We start from the raw sequence: 14875 nt of genomic DNA on the forward strand, positions 1-14875 counted from the left end.
CCGAATACGAGCCGGTGATTGGTCTCGAGGTTCACGCGCAGCTGCTCACGCGGACGAAAGCCTTCTGCGGCTGCGCCACGGACTTCGGCGCCGAACCGAACACACAGACGTGCCCGACGTGCCTCGGCCTCCCGGGAGCGCTCCCGGTGCTGAACGAAGAAGCAGTGCGCCTCGCGGTGCGCACGGCGCTCGGCCTCTCGTGCACGATCCGCCCCGTGAGCCGCTTTTCGCGGAAGAACTACTTCTACCCGGACCTACCGAAGGGCTACCAAATCAGCCAGTTCGACGAGCCCTTCAGCGAAGGCGGTCACCTCGACGTCGAGCAGGGCGGCGTCTTGCGCAGGCTCCGCATCCAGCGCGTTCACATGGAGGAGGACGCCGGCAAGAACGTCCACGACCGCGGCGACGAGTCCATCGTCGATCTCAACCGCTCCGGTGTGCCGCTCGTGGAGATCGTGGGCGAGCCTGATCTCCGCAGCGCCGCGGAGGCGGCCGAATACCTCCGCACGCTCCGCGACGTGCTCATCTTCCTCGGGGTCAACGACGGCAACCTCGAGGAGGGCTCGTTTCGTTGCGACGCCAACGTCTCGATCCGCAAGAAGGGCGACACGACCCTCGGCACGCGCGTGGAACTCAAGAACATCAACTCGTTTCGCTTCGTCGAAAAGGCCATCGAGAGCGAGATCGTTCGCCAAGAGCGGGCCCTCGAAGGTGGCGAGCGCATCGTCCAAGAGACCCGCGGTTGGGACGAGAAGGGCCAGAAGACCTTCTCCCTTCGCTCGAAGGAGACGGCTCAGGACTACCGGTATTTTCCCGATCCCGATCTTCGGCCGCTCTACCTGGACGACGTCTTCGTCGAGCGGCTCCGCGCCGAGATGCCGGAGTTGCCGCGCGCCAAGCGCGCCCGCTTCGCATCGGAAATGGGCCTCGCGCCAGCCGCCGCCGCCGTCCTGACGTCGCATCCGCGCCTGGCGGCTTTCTTCGAAGAGGCCGCGACCCTACACGGCGATCCCGTGAAGGTGGCCAACCTGGTGCAGACAGAGGTGTTGCGAGACGTGACCACGCGCGGCCTCTCGGCCGAGTTCCCCGTCACGCCGCGTCAGGTGGCCGAGCTCCTCCGGCTCGTCGACGCGGGGAAGATCAGTGGAAAGCAGGCCAAAGAGGTCTACGCCAAAATCGCGCGGCCGAAAGACGGCGGGCGCGAAGCCACCGAGGCCCCTTGGCAAGAGCGCGCCCCGTCCGACGTGGTCCGCGAGCTCGGCATGGAGGTCGTCAGCGACGCCGCCGCCATCACAGACATCGTGACGCGCATCGTCGCCGCGAACCCCAAGCAGGCCGAGCAGGTGCGCGCCGGCAAGACGGCCATCCTGGGCTACTTCGTGGGCCTCGTGATGAAGGAGACCAAGGGCTCGGCGAGCCCGGCCGTGGTCAACGATGTCCTGAAGAAGCTCTTGGGTGTCTCATGACGAAGGCACCCACGTTGGGCGGCGAGGTCCCCTGCGGTCGCGCGCCGGGGCGCGTCCTCATCGTCGACGACAACCCGGATCTCGTGACGACGCTCGAGGCTGTGCTGGCGCCCCACGGCGTCGAGGTGAGAACGGCGTCGCGCGGCGACGAGGCGATGGCCGTGGCGCGCGCCCACGGCTTCGAGGTGGCGCTCGTCGACGTGCGCTTGCCGGACACCTCAGGCACCGAGCTTATCGAACCGCTTCGTGAAGCCGGCGGCGGCGAGGTCGTGCTCATCACCGGCAACGCCACCGTCGACGTGGCCCTTGCAGCTTTGCAGAAGGGCGCCTTCGCTTTCGTGCTCAAGTCGTTTCGGCCGGAGGAGCTCATCTCCACGGTGAGGCAGGCTGTCACCAAGGTGCGCCTCCAGAAGAGCCGCGAAGATCTCGTCCGCAAGTACCGCGCGCTCGCCGAGCTTACCGACGTGGTGGTCGTGGCGCTCGACGCGGAAGGCCGCGTCGTGCTCTTCAACCGCCGTGCGAGCGAGCTTGCTCAGATCGACGCCAACGAGGCGAGGGGACGCGACTTCCTCGAGTCGTGGATCCCCGAGGGCGATCGGGAGCGAGTCTCGGCCACGCTGGAGGCCGCTCGCAGCGGTAGGGCGATGGGCGAGATTGAGGCGGCCTTCGTCGAGCGAGCGGGGCTCCTGCCGGGGCGCCGCATTAGGTGGCACTTCTCACCGGCCCGCTCCGGCGAGACGCAAGACCGTGAGGTGGTGTTCGGCTTCGGCATCGACGTGACGGAGAAGCGCTCCCTCGAGAAGCGGGCGGCCGACGCCGAGGCCATCTCGGCCATGGGCGCGCTGGCCTTGAACCTCGCTCATGAGATTCGAAACCCGCTCAACGCGGCCGTGCTTCAGCTCCATCTCTTGAAGCGCGACATCGACAAGGCCGGCGTCGATGGCGAACGCCGCGACACCATGTTGCGACGCATCGACGTGGTCGAGTCAGAGGTCGGACGGTTGAGTCGCCTCCTGACTGAGTTCTTGGAGCTCGCCAGGCCACGGCAGATCGGTCGCGATCCGGTCCACGTGGCCCGCCTCGTTGACGAGGTCTTCGAGCTCGAGCGCGGCCCCGCGGAAGCGCGGGGGATTCACCTCGTCAAGGACCTCGCCGAGGGGACTGTCGTCTCGGGCGACGCCGAGAAGCTCAAGCAGGTCGTGCTCAACGTCGTCGTCAACGGCCTCGAGGCGCTCCGCGACGGCGGCGAGCTGAAGGGTCGTGTCGCGCTTCTGGATGGGCAGGTCCTCATCGAGATCAGCGATACAGGCCCCGGCATCGAGCCCGACGTGCTCGGCAACATCTTCGACCCGTTTTTCACGACCAAGGAGGCGGGCACCGGGCTTGGCCTCGCCATCGTGCGAAAGATCATCGACCAACACGGCGGCACCGTCGGCGTCGAGAGCGAGCGCGCGAAAGGGACGCGGGTGCGCGTTCTCTTGCCAGCGCGCTAGCTCAAGTAAAAAAGGGGCCTCCTCCGAGGAGGGGCCCCTCTCTCCAGGCTGGCGTCGAGGGCCAGCCCCGCGAGCGGTTCAACGACCCGGCGGCTTGAGCGGCAGCGCCGACGTCGAGATGGGGGCCGGCGGCACCTTGGCGTCGCTCTTGGAGGCCCCGTCGACCGGGGTGTCGAGCATCAAGAGCGCGTTCATGACGCGCTCCATGCCGTGCTCCACAGCCGCTTCCTTCTGGAAGATGGCGTGGATCTTCACGAGCCGGAGGGACGTCGTCTTGCCGAAGTCCATCTCGCGCTCGAGGAACGCTTCGAAGGTCGCGAAGCCGCGCGGCTCGTAGAGCTTCTTGATTTGGATCTCGCGGAGGATGCCGCCGACGTCCCAGAAGGTCTTGTTGAGGTTCTTGCGGAAGCCTCGGATCTGGGTCATCGCCGTGTGAAGCTCGGCGATCTTGGCCTTGCGCTCCTCGGCGTCGTTGGGCGTGCGGATCGTCGCGCGGGCGCTGCCCGGAAGGGGCGGCTCAGCGGCGCGGGCCCGGGCTTCGGCGGCGTGTTTCGCGGCGTGGCGCATCGCCCAAGGGGCGGCTCCGCGCAGGCCTAGCTTGCGCTTGGCGCCGTCATCCTTCTTGGCGGGCGCGGCGGGAGCGGCTGCTCCTTTGGCCTTCGGCCCCTCCTTCGGTTTCGGGGACTCTTTGACGGACTTTTTGGGCGCTTTTTTGGTGGCCATAGGGAAGTAGCTCAACGAAAGCCGAACGGCGTTTAGCAGAGGTTCGGTCCCCTCGTCTACGTGCATACCGCGGCGGCGCGTATCTATTTCGTATTTGTTTCGATTTTTCCCAGGTTTTCCGGGGAATTCGAGCGCCGCCGGGCGTCCCGCGTTGGCGTCCCGGCGCGTTGCGCGCGATCCGAAGGCCCCGCGCCCCACGTCGCGCTAGCCTCCGCCCGTGGCCGCGTTCACGAGCATCGCACGGTCTGAGCTTGAGACCTTCGTTGCGGCGCGCGACCTACGCCTCGTGGCGTTCGGGGCGATCCCGGAGGGGAGCGTCAACTCGAACTTCTGGGTGACTGCCGTGGGGCCTCTGGGCCTCGAGCGCCGGTGGTTTCTGCGCGTCTTCGAGGAGCAAGGGCCCGAGGGGGCGCGTGCCGAGGCCGCGATGCTGGCGGCGCTTGAGAAGGCCGGCGTCCCGACGCCAGCGCCCGTTGCGGCGCGCAATGGGGAGGCCATCGGCGTCGTGGCCGGTAAGCCCGCGGCGCTGTTCCCGTGGCGCGCTGGGCACATGCGGTGTCAGGCCAGCGTGACCGCCGCGGACCTCCGCCAGCTCGGGGCGGCGTTGGCGCGCGTGCATCATGCCCCGCTCGCGACGTCGGGAGCATGCGTCGCTTCCGAACGCGGTCCCGGTCGCTTTCGCGTTCAAGACCTCTTGGTGCGCCTCGAGCGCGTCCGGGGAGCGGCCGACGGTGAGCTCGCCAGGCTCGCAGGCCCGCTGCAGTCCGCCCTGGAGGAGAACGCGTCGCGTCGCGCCAAGGCGCTGCCCGATGGCCTTGTCCACGGCGATCTTTTTCGCGACAACGTCCTCTGGAACGACGACGGCAGCCTTTCGGCGCTCCTCGACTTTGAGAGCGCCTTCACGGGCCCGCTCGTCTACGACCTCGCTGTCTGCGGCCTGTCGTGGTGTTACGGCGACGCCTTCGATGTCGCGCTCTTGCGCGCCCTTCTGGACGGCTACCAGCGCGAGCGCTCGCTCACCGACGACGAGCGCCAGGCCCTCTACGAGGAGACATGTTTTGGCGCGCTCCGCTTCACCGTCACGCGCATCACCGACTACGCCATGCGCGCCGACGCGGGCCCCCGCGTCATGAAAGACTACCGGCGTTTCTTGGGTCGCTACGAAGCGCTGACCGCGTGGGGCGGCGAGCGCTTCATGGCGGCGGTCTTCAATGCATCGTGACGCCGTCGGCTGACGGCTCGGCGGGGGCGCCGCCTTCGGGCATCCAGAGCGCGCTCCGGGCACCTTCGAGGGTCTTCTTGAGCGCCTCGAGGCGCGTCCCGTCCTCGGTGAGACCCTGACGCACCGTCTCCTCGTCAACGGTGGAGATGCGGCGCGCCTCGCGCGTGCCCTCGAGGACCTCGAGGATCTCGCGGTGCAGCTCTTCGCTCGCCGACACGACCCACGCGTCGAGGTGCTTCGCGAAGTCTTCCACCATGGAGTCGAGCTTGGGCGCCATGCGTCCCGCCGCCGTGCGCATGAGCTCGGGCGCGATCTCTTTGACGCGCTTGCGGTACTCGGCCTGCACGCGCTCGCGGACGATGAGCGCCAAGACGGGCGCGGCCACGAGCAAGAGCACGCCGAGCAGGGCGTTGGCGAAGAGCGTCCCCACGCCTGCCGTGAAGAGCGTGACGATGCCGACCTCGTAGCGGAACGTGTCGATCTTCACGTCGAGGGTCTTCTGCCCCGTGTCGCCCATGGTCGTCGCGACGCGGGTGCTGGCGTCGCGCGCGTCTTGCTTGACGAGGGCGATGGTCTTCTCGGCGAGCGCCTCGAGGGAAGCGCCGATCTCCTTCGCTTCCGCTTCCGCCCATCGTCGAAAGGTGTCTTCGAGGAACGCTGGGAGGAAGTCCTTGAGGTCTTCGCTCTTCGCGTCGTCGATGACGGCCGGGAGCTTGAGGATCACCTCGTCGACGAAGCGGTCGAGGTCTTTGCGGGCGCCGGTCTTGATGCTCGCGACTTCTTCACGAATGGTCAGGCGTCGTTGCTCGATGGTGGCGGCCTGGCCCGCGAGATCATGCGTAAGGGCATCGATGCGTCGGTCGAGCTCCTCCGAGCGCATCGACGCGGCGCGGACGCGGGCGTCCATGCCTCGCTCCACCAACGAGACGACGCTAAGGCCGGCGCCGAGCGCGTTGTCGAGGAGGATGCGGCCCCGCTCCTCCGCGAGGAATCGCGAGAGATGCGCCGTGAGCTCCGGCATGCCGCTCTCGGCGACGCGCCCGTCCAGCGCCGCCTCGGCGCTGACGGGGAACAGAACCGGCGTCTTGACGAGGCGCGCTAGCTGCTCCTTCGCGTACGCGAGCGCCTCCTTCTGTTCGCCGGCGTCGAGCAGATCCCATTTCGTGACGACGAAGACGATCTTGTCGCGCGACGCCTTGAGGAGCTTGTCCTCCAAGAAGGCGCGCTCGCTCTCCTTTAAGATTTGCCCCGCGTCGAGCAGGAAGAGCACCGCGTCGGCGCGCGGAATGTAGCTGTAGGTGATGTCTGCGCGTTGCAGCGAGAGGTCGTTCACGCCTGGCGTGTCGACGAGGAGGATGCGCTCGCGGAGCAACTCCGCCGGCACGAAGATGTCCAGGTGGTCGACGCGATCGCTCGAGCCGCTGCCGCCGACGGCGAAGGTGCGCACCGCCTCGAAGGGGATCGGCTCTTCTTTGCCGTCGGCGTAGACCACCGAGGCGTGGGGCTCGGTACCCCACCGAAGGTGGTGAATCGTAGCCGTAGTGGGCGTGACGCCCGTCGGTAGGAACGGTCCGCCGGCGAGGGCGTTCACGAAGGTCGTCTTGCCGTGGTTGAACTCACCGACGACGACCAGGTGAAAACGATCTTCGTCGAGCTTGGCGACCAGCTCGAGCTTCACCTTGGACGCGATGGAGCGCGCCCCGATGTGGCTCGCGAAGCTGGCGAGCTCGTCGAGGTTCTGCTGGACCGTGGCCTTCTTTTCGTAAAACCGCGCCAGTGCCGCTGCGTCGAGCTGTGTCATGTCACGACTCCCACTTGAGCAGCGAGGATACACGGTCGTCGACCTCGCTCATCGAGAGGCCACCCGTGCCCTGGGCGGTGGCCTCGCGAAAGAGCTCGCTCTGGCCGAAGGTGCGCATGGCCAAGACGCGCTTGGGCAGCCACGGATGCGAGGCGAAGACCTCCATGTAGCGGCCGATGTTCTCTTTCGTCTCGTCGTGCTGCTCGAGGAACGCCTCGAGATTGAATTCTTCGTAGAGGCGCTTGGAGCCGAGCGCGAGCTTCGTCAAGGCGCGCGCCGCGGTGGCTTCGCTCTTGCCGCACAACATGCCGGCTCGATCGCACGTGATCTCCGCGCGCCGCTGCCAAGCGCGCAGCGCCAGCGTAGCCGGCAAGGCCGCCCACTGGGCGACGACGCCGACGACCTGCGTAAGGACGTGGAGCGTCGTCAGGTACACGACGTGGCGGTTGTGGATGTGACCGCACTCGTGGCCGATGACGGTGAGGAGCTCCTCGTCGGTGAAGTGATCCACGAGGGCCGAGTGGATCATGATGAAGGCCTCGTCGTCAGTGCCGTAGGTGGCGGCGTTGAGGCGAGGATCGTTGACGATGTAGACGGCCGGAACGGGGATCGACAGTGTGTCGGCGCAGCTCGCGACGAGCTTTTGCAGGCGTGGAAACTGGCGGTCAGACACGCGCACCGAGCTGCCGAGGAGCTGGCCCTTCACGACGCGGCCAAAGGTGCGGAGCGCTGCCGCGACGGCGAGCTCCACGGGCTTCATGCGCTCGAACTGCTCGCGCATTTTGTGGTCGACGCTGTAGGCGTAGTCGCGCCGCGACGCGCGGCTCTCGCCGGATTGGTGCTCCTGGCGGCGACGAGAGACGAATTCAGGGAAATCGAGCTGGGGCGCGTTGGCCATAGGGGGAAGCGTACGGTCCGCTAAGGGAAGAGACAACCGGTGGAGCTTTTCCATTCCGCGCTCGCGTTTTTGACGACATCGCAGCGTGGTCAGCGCACCACGATGCCGCCCGACACAAATCGGGTCTCGTGGGCCGGCTTGTCGAAAGCGCCGGTGGCGTACACGAGCGAGCCCGCGGTGAGCGCGGCGCCGAGCCCGATGGCGGCCCAGGTGAGCCAGGTCGGAGCTCCCGGTCGCTCCGCTTCCCGCGGCGCGGGGCCCGAGGGAGCGGCCTTCAGCGCCAGAAAGACGCCGCACGCGCCGCCGCGGCACTGCGCGATGGCCTCGTCGAGGCGCACGGCGAACCAGCGCTCGCACCGCACACCGGACGCGACGATGCGGCCGCCGTGGATGCGCACCCGCGCGAAGTCGCCGCGGCTGCACGCTGGCTCCGAGAGGTCGGGGAGCTGAATCAGACCCTCCTTCGGCGCAAGCCAGGCGGCCCAAATCGTCTTGCCGGCGCGCCTCGCAAGGAAGTGATGTTCGCCCGCACCAACGACCTCGAGGGCAGCGGTCGACCGCGCGCGCGAGAGCGTTCGGCCGTCGACGATGAACTCGACATCGGCGGTGGCCGTGAAGCGGACCTCAACGGAAAGAGGCTCCGCGTCGCCTTGCACCGTCTCGCCGAGTCCGCGCGTACGGCCACCGTCGAGCGACGCGGCATACCGCCAAGCGCGCTGCGCACGCGCGTCGTCCTTGGGCTCGAGGCGCGCGTGGCGACTGGCGCGGCTGCGCTCCACCTCGGCGCGGAGCCACGCCGCGTGCAAGAGCTCGGGGTGTGCGTTGAGAAGTTCGTCGGCGCGGCCTAGGGCCGCGTCCACCGACGTGGCGTCGGCGGCGGCTAGCGCATCACGAGCCCGCGCCAACTCCGCCTCCACCGCATCGCCGGAGGCCGTGTCGTCGGACAGCGGCTCGGGCGGTGCCAGCGTTTGGCGAATGTCGACGTGACGCGCCGCGGCCCAGGCCCGCAGCCGCCCATCAAGCTCGCTCTCGGCGCGCGACGGCGCGTACGCCCCGCCCTCGGCTGGGGCGAGCCAAACGTACGGGACCGGCGCGTCGTCCATTGGAGGCGACTACTTCTTGGCCCGCGCGGCGGCGCTCTTCTTCGCCACTGCCTTCTTGGCTGGCTTCGCGGCAACCTTGGTTGCGGCTTTCGCCGGCGCCTTCTTCGCAGCCGGAGCCGGAGCCTTGTCGCCCCCGCTCACGAACGCGAGCACCGCCTCGGCGTGGCCGTCGACCTTCACGCTTCCGTATGCTTTTGCCACGACACCCTTCGGGTCCACCACGAAGGTGCTGCGGATGACGCCCAGCGTCTTCTTCCCATAGAGGACCTTCTCGCCGTACGCGCCGAAGGCCTTGTGGATCTTGAGATCGGGATCGGAGAGGAGCGGTACGGCGAGCTTGTATTTGTCGCGAAACTTGCAGTGTGCAGCGATGCTGTCTTTGGAGACACCCAAGACGACGGCGCCGGCTTTGGCGAAGGCTTTGGCGTGGGCCGTGAAGGCTTGCGCCTCGCGGGTGCAGCCGGGTGTGTCGTCTTTCGGGTAGAAGTAGACGACGACGTGTTTCCCCGGGAAGCTCTGGGGCCCCAGCGCCTTGCCGGTGTCACTGTCGAGCTCGAACTTCGGTACCTTGTCGCCAGCCTTGAGCATGCACGGACCCTTTCGCGTTGACTCTGCCGGGCATCTTTTCACAGGTCGAAGGTCGCCTGCGATGCCCTTTGTGCGTCGGGCGGCGCGACGCCCCTCCGGAGAACCGTGAGCGAAGCGGCGCGCATTGAGCTCTTGCGGCAACTCTTCGCGTCGATGCCCGGCCCCGCGCCCCGCGTGGGCATCGGCGACGACGCCGCGGTCCTCTCGCCGCTTGGCTCCGCTTCGCTGGTCGCGTCGGTCGACGAGCAGATCGAAGGCACGCACTTCCGGAGAGCCTGGCTCGGCGCCGCGGACATCGGCTACCGCTCCATGATGGCGGCCTTGAGCGACTTGGCGGCCATGGGCGCAACCCCGCTCGCGGCGCTCGCGGCGCTGGCGCTTCCCGACGACATCGACGACGCGTTTCTGGCGGGGCTTGCCCAAGGCCAGCGCGAGGCGGCGGCGAGCGTCATGTGCCCCATCGTCGGTGGCAACCTGGCGCGCGGGCCGTGCCTCGCGGTGACGACGACGGTTCTTGGCACCGCTGCGACGCCGATAGGGCGCAACGGGGCTCGCTCTGGCGATGGCCTCTACGTCGCGGGGGCCTTGGGACTCGCGGCGGCGGGTCTCCAAGCGTTTCTGCGTGGCGACGCCAGCGGGGCCACGGCAGCGGCCCGCGCCGCGTGGGCACGGCCCGTCGCGCGCATTGCCGACGGCCTCTCCGTTCGCGACACCGCGACGGCTGCCATTGATGTCTCCGACGGCGTCGCAAAAGATCTCGGCGCCGTGGCCACCGCGAGCGGTTGCGTCGCCGAGCTCGAAGAAGTGGCGCTGCGTGAACACCTGGCGGCGACCGGGGCGGACGCCGCCGCGAGCGCGTTATCGCTCGACGCGCTCGCCTTGGCTCTCTTTGGCGGCGAGGACTATGCGCTTCTCGTCGCGAGCCCCACGGCGCTCGAGGGCTTCACCCGGATCGGTCGATTCGGGGACCGTGGCCACGAGGTCGTGCTGAAGCAAGCCGACGGAACCACTCGCGCTTTGCGTGGGGGCTTCGACCACTTCGCCATGCACGTGCCCACGAAATCGAAGTAGTCTCTCTGCCGCGACGCGAGCGCAGCCAATGGGCCACGCGGTCGCACGTCCAACGCACCGGAGACTCCATGAACGCCAGCCGCTCGCTTCTCTCTTCGCTCGTCGTGCTCAGCCCGCTCTTTGCTGTCGGGCTCCTCGGGTGCCCCAACAAGACGCCGGTCGTGGTCGACGCGGGGCCGCCGCCTCCGCCGCCGGTCGTCGTCGACGCGGCGCCCACGCAGATCGCACCGCTCGACGAGCTCGATGCCGGCAACGACGCCGACGCGGCCGATGCGGCCAAGAAGCCCACGGGGCCCGGGCTCACGACGAGCCAGCTTCGCGCGAAGCAGTGCTGCAACGCGCTCCGCAACCAGGCCAAAGCCATGGGCACCTCGCCGGAGTCGGCGCAGCTCTTGGGCCTTGCGGCGACGTGCGACACCTTCGCCCTCCAGCTCGGCCCGACCAAGGGCGGAGCGGCGCCCGAGCTTGAGCCGATCCGCGCCATCTTGCGCGGCAAGCCCACGCTTCCGGCGCTCTGCTCGGGGCTCTGAGCGAGCCACACGGCGCGCGACGCGGTGACGTTCTGCGTCGTCGTGCGACCGGTCGTCGTGGATCAGCGCGGAGTCGAGCCGCGCAACGTGGAGACTTGGAACTCGGGCCTCTCGGCGCCGAGGCCCGTCTCGACGACGCGGCGCCACCGTGCGTTGCCCGCGTTCACGTACGCGCGATGCGCCAGCGGTGACGCGAGGCGCACGCGCTCGGCCGCCCTGACGCCGGGCCGCAAGGCGTCGATGGCGTGGCGGAAGCGGTCGTCGGGCAGGCCGACGCCGTCGGCGACCGCGTCGCCGACGAGCCCACGCGACAGGCCCATGGCGAAGCGTCGGTAGGCAGCTCGAGCGAGCTCTTCAGCGCGGCTGTGCGTCGGACCCAAGCCGGGGCCGAAGAGCGCTGCCACGAGCGCGCGCGCGTCGTCGTCGGGCGGGCCCTGCATGGCGGACATGGTGTCTGCGAAGCGCCGTGCCTCACGCTCCGACGTGGGCGACAGCTCCGGGTCGAGCCCCAAGAGGTAGCCCGAGTAACGCCATAGCTGCACGTAGGCGTCAGCCTCATCGTCGGTGACGCGGAAGCCCACGAGCCGTAGGCCATCGAGCAACGCGATCGAGAACACGAGCAGCGTCCCCAGCATGTCGTGCTGATTGATCGGCTCGCCCCAGAGCTCCGGTCGCCACTGGCCGCTGCGCCTCGCGAGGCGGCGCATCTGCGCGTGCATCAAGCGGACCTTCACGGTGATGCGGAAGCCGTCGGCATGGCGCCTTAGGCCGCCGTGAACGCAGGTCGCGTGAACGAAGCGACCCGTTTCGGCGAGACGTCGCGCGGCCTGCTCGGTCAGGCGTCCTGACAGCACGAGCGGCTTGTTGCCACCGGGCGCTGCATACGCGAGCACGAGGGAGCGAAAGGCGAGGACGAGCGCGCCCAGGGGGCCGGTTCGCAACAAGAGCTCACCGCCCCGGTCTAACGCTTCCCAATCGACCCAAGGTGGAACGTGTTCGACCGCCTCCATCAGCTCCGCAAGCGGCGCGCAGTCGCGTTTCACGGCCTCGTGACCGCCCGCAAGCGCGCGCTCCACGAGGGGCTGGCTCTGGCCCTTTGGGAGCGCGGCGAAGGCGTCGACGCAAGCGTCCGCGAGCGGGTCGCACTTCGCGAAGAACGCGCCGAGTCGGTCGACGCGATCGCCGAAGCGGCGCCTGGCGTCGTCGAGGCGTTCGGCGCGGGCGGGGAGGGACATCGGAGTCCGTGATCGTGGCCTCCGCAGAGCGTGGTGTCGAGACGTCCACGTGGGGACAAAATCGCCGACCGCCGCGCTTGGCGTACGAAAGACGAAAGCCGCGCACCCAGCGGGCACGCGGCTCTCGTGTGAGCAGCCTCTTCGAGAAGTTCTTCTAGAAGAAGGTGCCGGGGAACGCGTTCGGGTCTTCCGAGTCCTTGAAGGTCTTGGTCTCGGGGTCGTCGGGCGTCGAGTTGTCCGCCGTCTTGTTGAGGATGAGATCCTTCACGTAGTCGGTGAACTCGATGGGGCCCGTGCCGCCGTCACCGCCGTCGGTGTTCGGCTGTTGCACGTCACCGCCGCCGGCGTCGCCGGGCGGCGTCACCGTGCTGTCGGAGCCGGCATCCGTCGACGGCGTCGACTTCGTCGGCTCCACCTCGTCGTCGCAGCCCGCCGTCGCGCACGCTGCAGCGAGCGCGATGTAGAGCGCCAGGACGCTACTGCGCATCACGTGCCTCCCTTGGGCGTCTTCAGGTACGGGAATGCGGCGTCGAACTGGCTCTGGCTCTGCAGGACCGCGTCGTGCAGGGGAACGCCGCCAGCGCCGGCGCTGGCCGGCGGAAGGAGTCGACCCATGACCACGCGAAGGGCGATGTCCGTCACGTCGTCGCCGGGACGACGGCCGTTGGGGAAGCCCGCGGGGTCGCAGCCAGTGAGGCTCGTGTCGAGCGCCGGAGCCGTTGCCCCTGAGCCCGCCGTGAAACAACCGAGGGCGCCAAGGTCACCCTTGCGCGACACCGACTGGGCCGCCGGAAAGAAGGCCGTTTGCGCCGCGTCGGTCGACGCAGGCAACGACGTGTTGAGACGAAGGTACTCGGCCGTGGACCCGTTGGCGTTCACGCCGGTCACTCCCGTGAGGAAGGCCTGAGGCCAATGACGACCTCGTTGACGAGGGGGCTGCCGAGCCGTGAGACCTGGGCCCAGGCACCGCCTTCGCGGCTGGGCTTGCTGTACGTCGCGTTCGGATTGATGACGCGCGCTTGGCGCACGCTCGCGGTCGTCCATCCGCCGATGATCGCCGCGGCGCCGGTGCTGGCGGTGCGCAGGCAGTCGACGGGAAGCTCGAGGGCGATGGAGGTGACGTTCTTGTTGCCGATGGGGTTCGCGACAGCTGCGCGGTTGGCGGGGTCGGCGATGGTCCCCAGCGGCGCGTTGACGAGGTCGAAGATCGTCCCGAGGTTGACGGCGAAGGACTCGGCGCGTTGCCCCACGAACATCTTGCCCTGGCCGGTGCAGCCGGGGATGTTGATGCCGTACTTGAACTGGTTCGCGTACGTGTCGTAGCCCGCCGGGAAGGTCTTTGCGCCGATGTTGTCGATGGGCTTCGTGAAGGTCGTCGCGCCGCCGGTGGCGTTGGTGACGTCTTGCGCCGTGCCCGTGCGGCGGTTACCGCGCACGACCTTGACGGTGTAGCTCTCGTTGACGTTGATGTTGTTCACCGAGCCGCTGCCGCCATTGACGGAGCCGGCGATGGCGAGCGGAATCCCGACGTTCTTGACGCCAGCGTCGTCGCCGATGGGCAGCGCGATGCCGTTGCCGGAGTTGGCGAGGGCGTTCGAGAAGCGGAACTGGAAGGTGATGTCTTCCGCGGCGTCGGCGTTGTTGTCGACGTGGATCTCGTAGATCGCCTCCGGGTCCATCGTGAAGTAGTTCGGACCGCCGTAGGCGTCCTGGAGCGGCTGGTAGTTCGCGATGAGCGTCACGAACTGATCGCGGCCCGTCTCGAAGCTGTTGAACATGTAGAAGTCCGTCGCGTCGACCTTCGGGTTCTTCGCGATGAACGGCGCCTCACGGTGGCTCGAGGCCTGACCGTCGTGCGCAGAAACGAAGAGGGCCGCTGCCGCCCCCACCGCCGTAAGCATGTTTCCAATCCGCATCCAATTCTCCTTTCGGATTCCAACTGCCGAAAAACGTACGAGAGGGTATCCCGGGTCCCTCTTTTTTCGTCACTTTCCTCCGTATTTCCCGACCGCGGGGTATGTCGTTGAAAAGCGTACCGAAACCGTCCTTTTTTTCGAGGCCGTGTCATGGAGTTCACGTGGGCGACACGTCACGCGAGGCCTGCTATTGGGAGCCGCCATGGTCCTTCGCTCGTACCTTGCCCCGATGACGCGAACTCTCTTGCCGCTGGCCGCGATGCTGCTCTTCGGTTGTGCAAAGGCCAAGACCGAGCCCGCGCCGGCCGCGTCCAGTTCGACGAACGCCTCGACGAACGCGGCGCGCGCCCCCGAGGCGCAGGTCGCACCGGTCGCGCCCAGCCCGAGCGGCGCGGTCGGCTCCGCCGGTCGTGTGCTTCTCACCGTGGAGGACCGCCTCCTCTCGGAGCGGGACCGCAAGACGGAAGGCACGCCGCGCGCCGAAGACGTCTACGCGGCGCTTGAGAAGGGGGGCGTCGCGCTCACCGACAAGAAGCAACACGTCGCGACGATCTACAGCGCGCTCTACTGTTTGGGCGCCAAGGGCCCCGGCGGCACGGCGTACAGCGTCTGCGAATACGCGAGCGCCGAGGAGCTCAAGAAGGGGCGCGACAGCTCGGCGAAGTTCTTCGAGTCGGTTCCCAATCGCGAGCTCGTGGCAAACAAGAAGACGCTGCTCACGGTCCGGCAGCCGCCGGTAAAGACACCTGAGAGCGAGGCGGTCGCAAAGAAGAGCGTCGAGCTGTTCTCGAAGCTCTGAGCGCAGGCGCGGCGCCTCGATCCGCTCGCC

The 14875-nt window shown here is 68.2% G+C and carries 13 protein-coding genes and 1 pseudogene; 6 read left to right on the forward strand and 8 right to left on the reverse strand.

What is annotated here, in order from left to right; all coding sequences use genetic code 11:
• Positions 1-1466: Asp-tRNA(Asn)/Glu-tRNA(Gln) amidotransferase subunit GatB (gene gatB, locus IPG50_32005; GenBank protein ID MBK6696780.1), on the forward strand; the 1466-nt coding region annotated here is incomplete at its 5' end.
• Positions 1463-2959 (forward strand): response regulator, encoded by a 1497-nt coding sequence (locus IPG50_32010; GenBank protein MBK6696781.1) that lies wholly within the window; start codon positions 1463-1465, stop codon positions 2957-2959. The genes gatB and IPG50_32010, both read left to right, overlap by 4 nt.
• A gap of 78 nt (positions 2960-3037) precedes the next feature.
• Here the strand turns inward: IPG50_32010 and IPG50_32015 are convergent, their stop codons facing one another.
• A complete protein-coding gene (locus IPG50_32015) occupies positions 3038-3682 on the reverse strand; it encodes a hypothetical protein (protein MBK6696782.1) in 645 nt (214 codons plus the stop codon).
• A 217-nt stretch (positions 3683-3899) separates the two neighbouring features.
• Between IPG50_32015 and IPG50_32020 the strand changes: the two genes are divergently transcribed.
• Positions 3900-4904 (forward strand): homoserine kinase, encoded by a 1005-nt coding sequence (locus IPG50_32020; protein MBK6696783.1) that lies wholly within the window; start codon positions 3900-3902, stop codon positions 4902-4904.
• Here the strand turns inward: IPG50_32020 and IPG50_32025 are convergent.
• From IPG50_32025 to IPG50_32040, 4 genes are all read right to left on the reverse strand, one after another.
• Entirely contained in the window at positions 4891-6705 is a 1815-nt protein-coding gene (locus tag IPG50_32025; GenBank protein ID MBK6696784.1) for a dynamin family protein, read from the reverse strand. The two genes, IPG50_32020 and IPG50_32025, sit on opposite strands and share 14 nt — an antisense overlap.
• A gap of 1 nt (position 6706) precedes the next feature.
• Positions 6707-7603, reverse strand: coding sequence for a M48 family metallopeptidase (locus IPG50_32030; protein MBK6696785.1), 897 nt, complete (start codon positions 7601-7603; stop codon positions 6707-6709).
• 89 nt (positions 7604-7692) lie between these two features.
• Complete coding sequence (locus IPG50_32035) at positions 7693-8706, reverse strand: hypothetical protein (GenBank protein MBK6696786.1); 1014 nt, start codon at positions 8704-8706, stop codon at positions 7693-7695.
• A gap of 9 nt (positions 8707-8715) precedes the next feature.
• Positions 8716-9294 carry a peroxiredoxin gene (locus IPG50_32040; GenBank protein ID MBK6696787.1) on the reverse strand — a complete coding sequence of 193 codons (579 nt, stop codon included), beginning with the start codon at positions 9292-9294 and terminating at the stop codon, positions 8716-8718.
• Between the two features lie 105 nt (positions 9295-9399).
• Here IPG50_32040 and thiL point away from each other — a divergent pair, with 105 nt between their 5' ends.
• Positions 9400-10365 (forward strand): thiamine-phosphate kinase, encoded by a 966-nt coding sequence (gene thiL / locus IPG50_32045; GenBank protein MBK6696788.1) that lies wholly within the window; start codon positions 9400-9402, stop codon positions 10363-10365.
• Between the two features lie 68 nt (positions 10366-10433).
• Positions 10434-10895 carry a hypothetical protein gene (locus IPG50_32050; protein MBK6696789.1) on the forward strand — a complete coding sequence of 154 codons (462 nt, stop codon included), beginning with the start codon at positions 10434-10436 and terminating at the stop codon, positions 10893-10895.
• Between the two features lie 62 nt (positions 10896-10957).
• On the opposite strand, the gene IPG50_32055 is transcribed toward IPG50_32050, so the two are convergent.
• The 3 genes and pseudogenes from IPG50_32055 to IPG50_32065 all read right to left on the reverse strand — a co-directional run bounded on the left by IPG50_32055 (position 10958) and on the right by IPG50_32065 (position 14031).
• Complete coding sequence (locus tag IPG50_32055) at positions 10958-12130, reverse strand: DUF2236 domain-containing protein (protein MBK6696790.1); 1173 nt, start codon at positions 12128-12130, stop codon at positions 10958-10960.
• Between the two features lie 154 nt (positions 12131-12284).
• Positions 12285-12617 carry a hypothetical protein gene (locus IPG50_32060; protein ID MBK6696791.1) on the reverse strand — a complete coding sequence of 111 codons (333 nt, stop codon included), beginning with the start codon at positions 12615-12617 and terminating at the stop codon, positions 12285-12287.
• Positions 12617-14031: pseudogene (locus IPG50_32065) on the reverse strand (DUF4331 domain-containing protein). The gene IPG50_32060 and the pseudogene IPG50_32065 overlap by 1 nt, the downstream one beginning before the upstream one ends.
• A 244-nt stretch (positions 14032-14275) precedes the next feature.
• Here IPG50_32065 and IPG50_32070 point away from each other — a divergent pair.
• Positions 14276-14845 (forward strand): hypothetical protein, encoded by a 570-nt coding sequence (locus tag IPG50_32070; protein ID MBK6696792.1) that lies wholly within the window; start codon positions 14276-14278, stop codon positions 14843-14845.
• Positions 14846-14875 lie beyond the last annotated feature (30 nt).

This window comes from Myxococcales bacterium (assembly GCA_016703425.1).
Taxonomy (GTDB): Bacteria; Myxococcota_A; Polyangia; order Polyangiales; family Polyangiaceae; genus JADJCA01.

Coding starts and splice junctions, on each gene's coding strand:
- IPG50_32010 (MBK6696781.1), top strand. CDS start 1,463: ATGACGAAGGCACCCACGTTGGGCGGCGAGGTCCCCTGCGGTCGCGCG.
- IPG50_32040 (MBK6696787.1), bottom strand. CDS start 9,294: ATGCTCAAGGCTGGCGACAAGGTACCGAAGTTCGAGCTCGACAGTGAC.
- IPG50_32025 (MBK6696784.1), bottom strand. CDS start 6,705: ATGACACAGCTCGACGCAGCGGCACTGGCGCGGTTTTACGAAAAGAAG.
- IPG50_32035 (MBK6696786.1), bottom strand. CDS start 8,706: ATGGACGACGCGCCGGTCCCGTACGTTTGGCTCGCCCCAGCCGAGGGC.
- IPG50_32055 (MBK6696790.1), bottom strand. CDS start 12,130: ATGTCCCTCCCCGCCCGCGCCGAACGCCTCGACGACGCCAGGCGCCGC.
- IPG50_32060 (MBK6696791.1), bottom strand. CDS start 12,617: ATGCGCAGTAGCGTCCTGGCGCTCTACATCGCGCTCGCTGCAGCGTGC.
- IPG50_32050 (MBK6696789.1), top strand. CDS start 10,434: ATGAACGCCAGCCGCTCGCTTCTCTCTTCGCTCGTCGTGCTCAGCCCG.
- IPG50_32070 (MBK6696792.1), top strand. CDS start 14,276: ATGACGCGAACTCTCTTGCCGCTGGCCGCGATGCTGCTCTTCGGTTGT.
- IPG50_32015 (MBK6696782.1), bottom strand. CDS start 3,682: ATGGCCACCAAAAAAGCGCCCAAAAAGTCCGTCAAAGAGTCCCCGAAA.
- IPG50_32030 (MBK6696785.1), bottom strand. CDS start 7,603: ATGGCCAACGCGCCCCAGCTCGATTTCCCTGAATTCGTCTCTCGTCGC.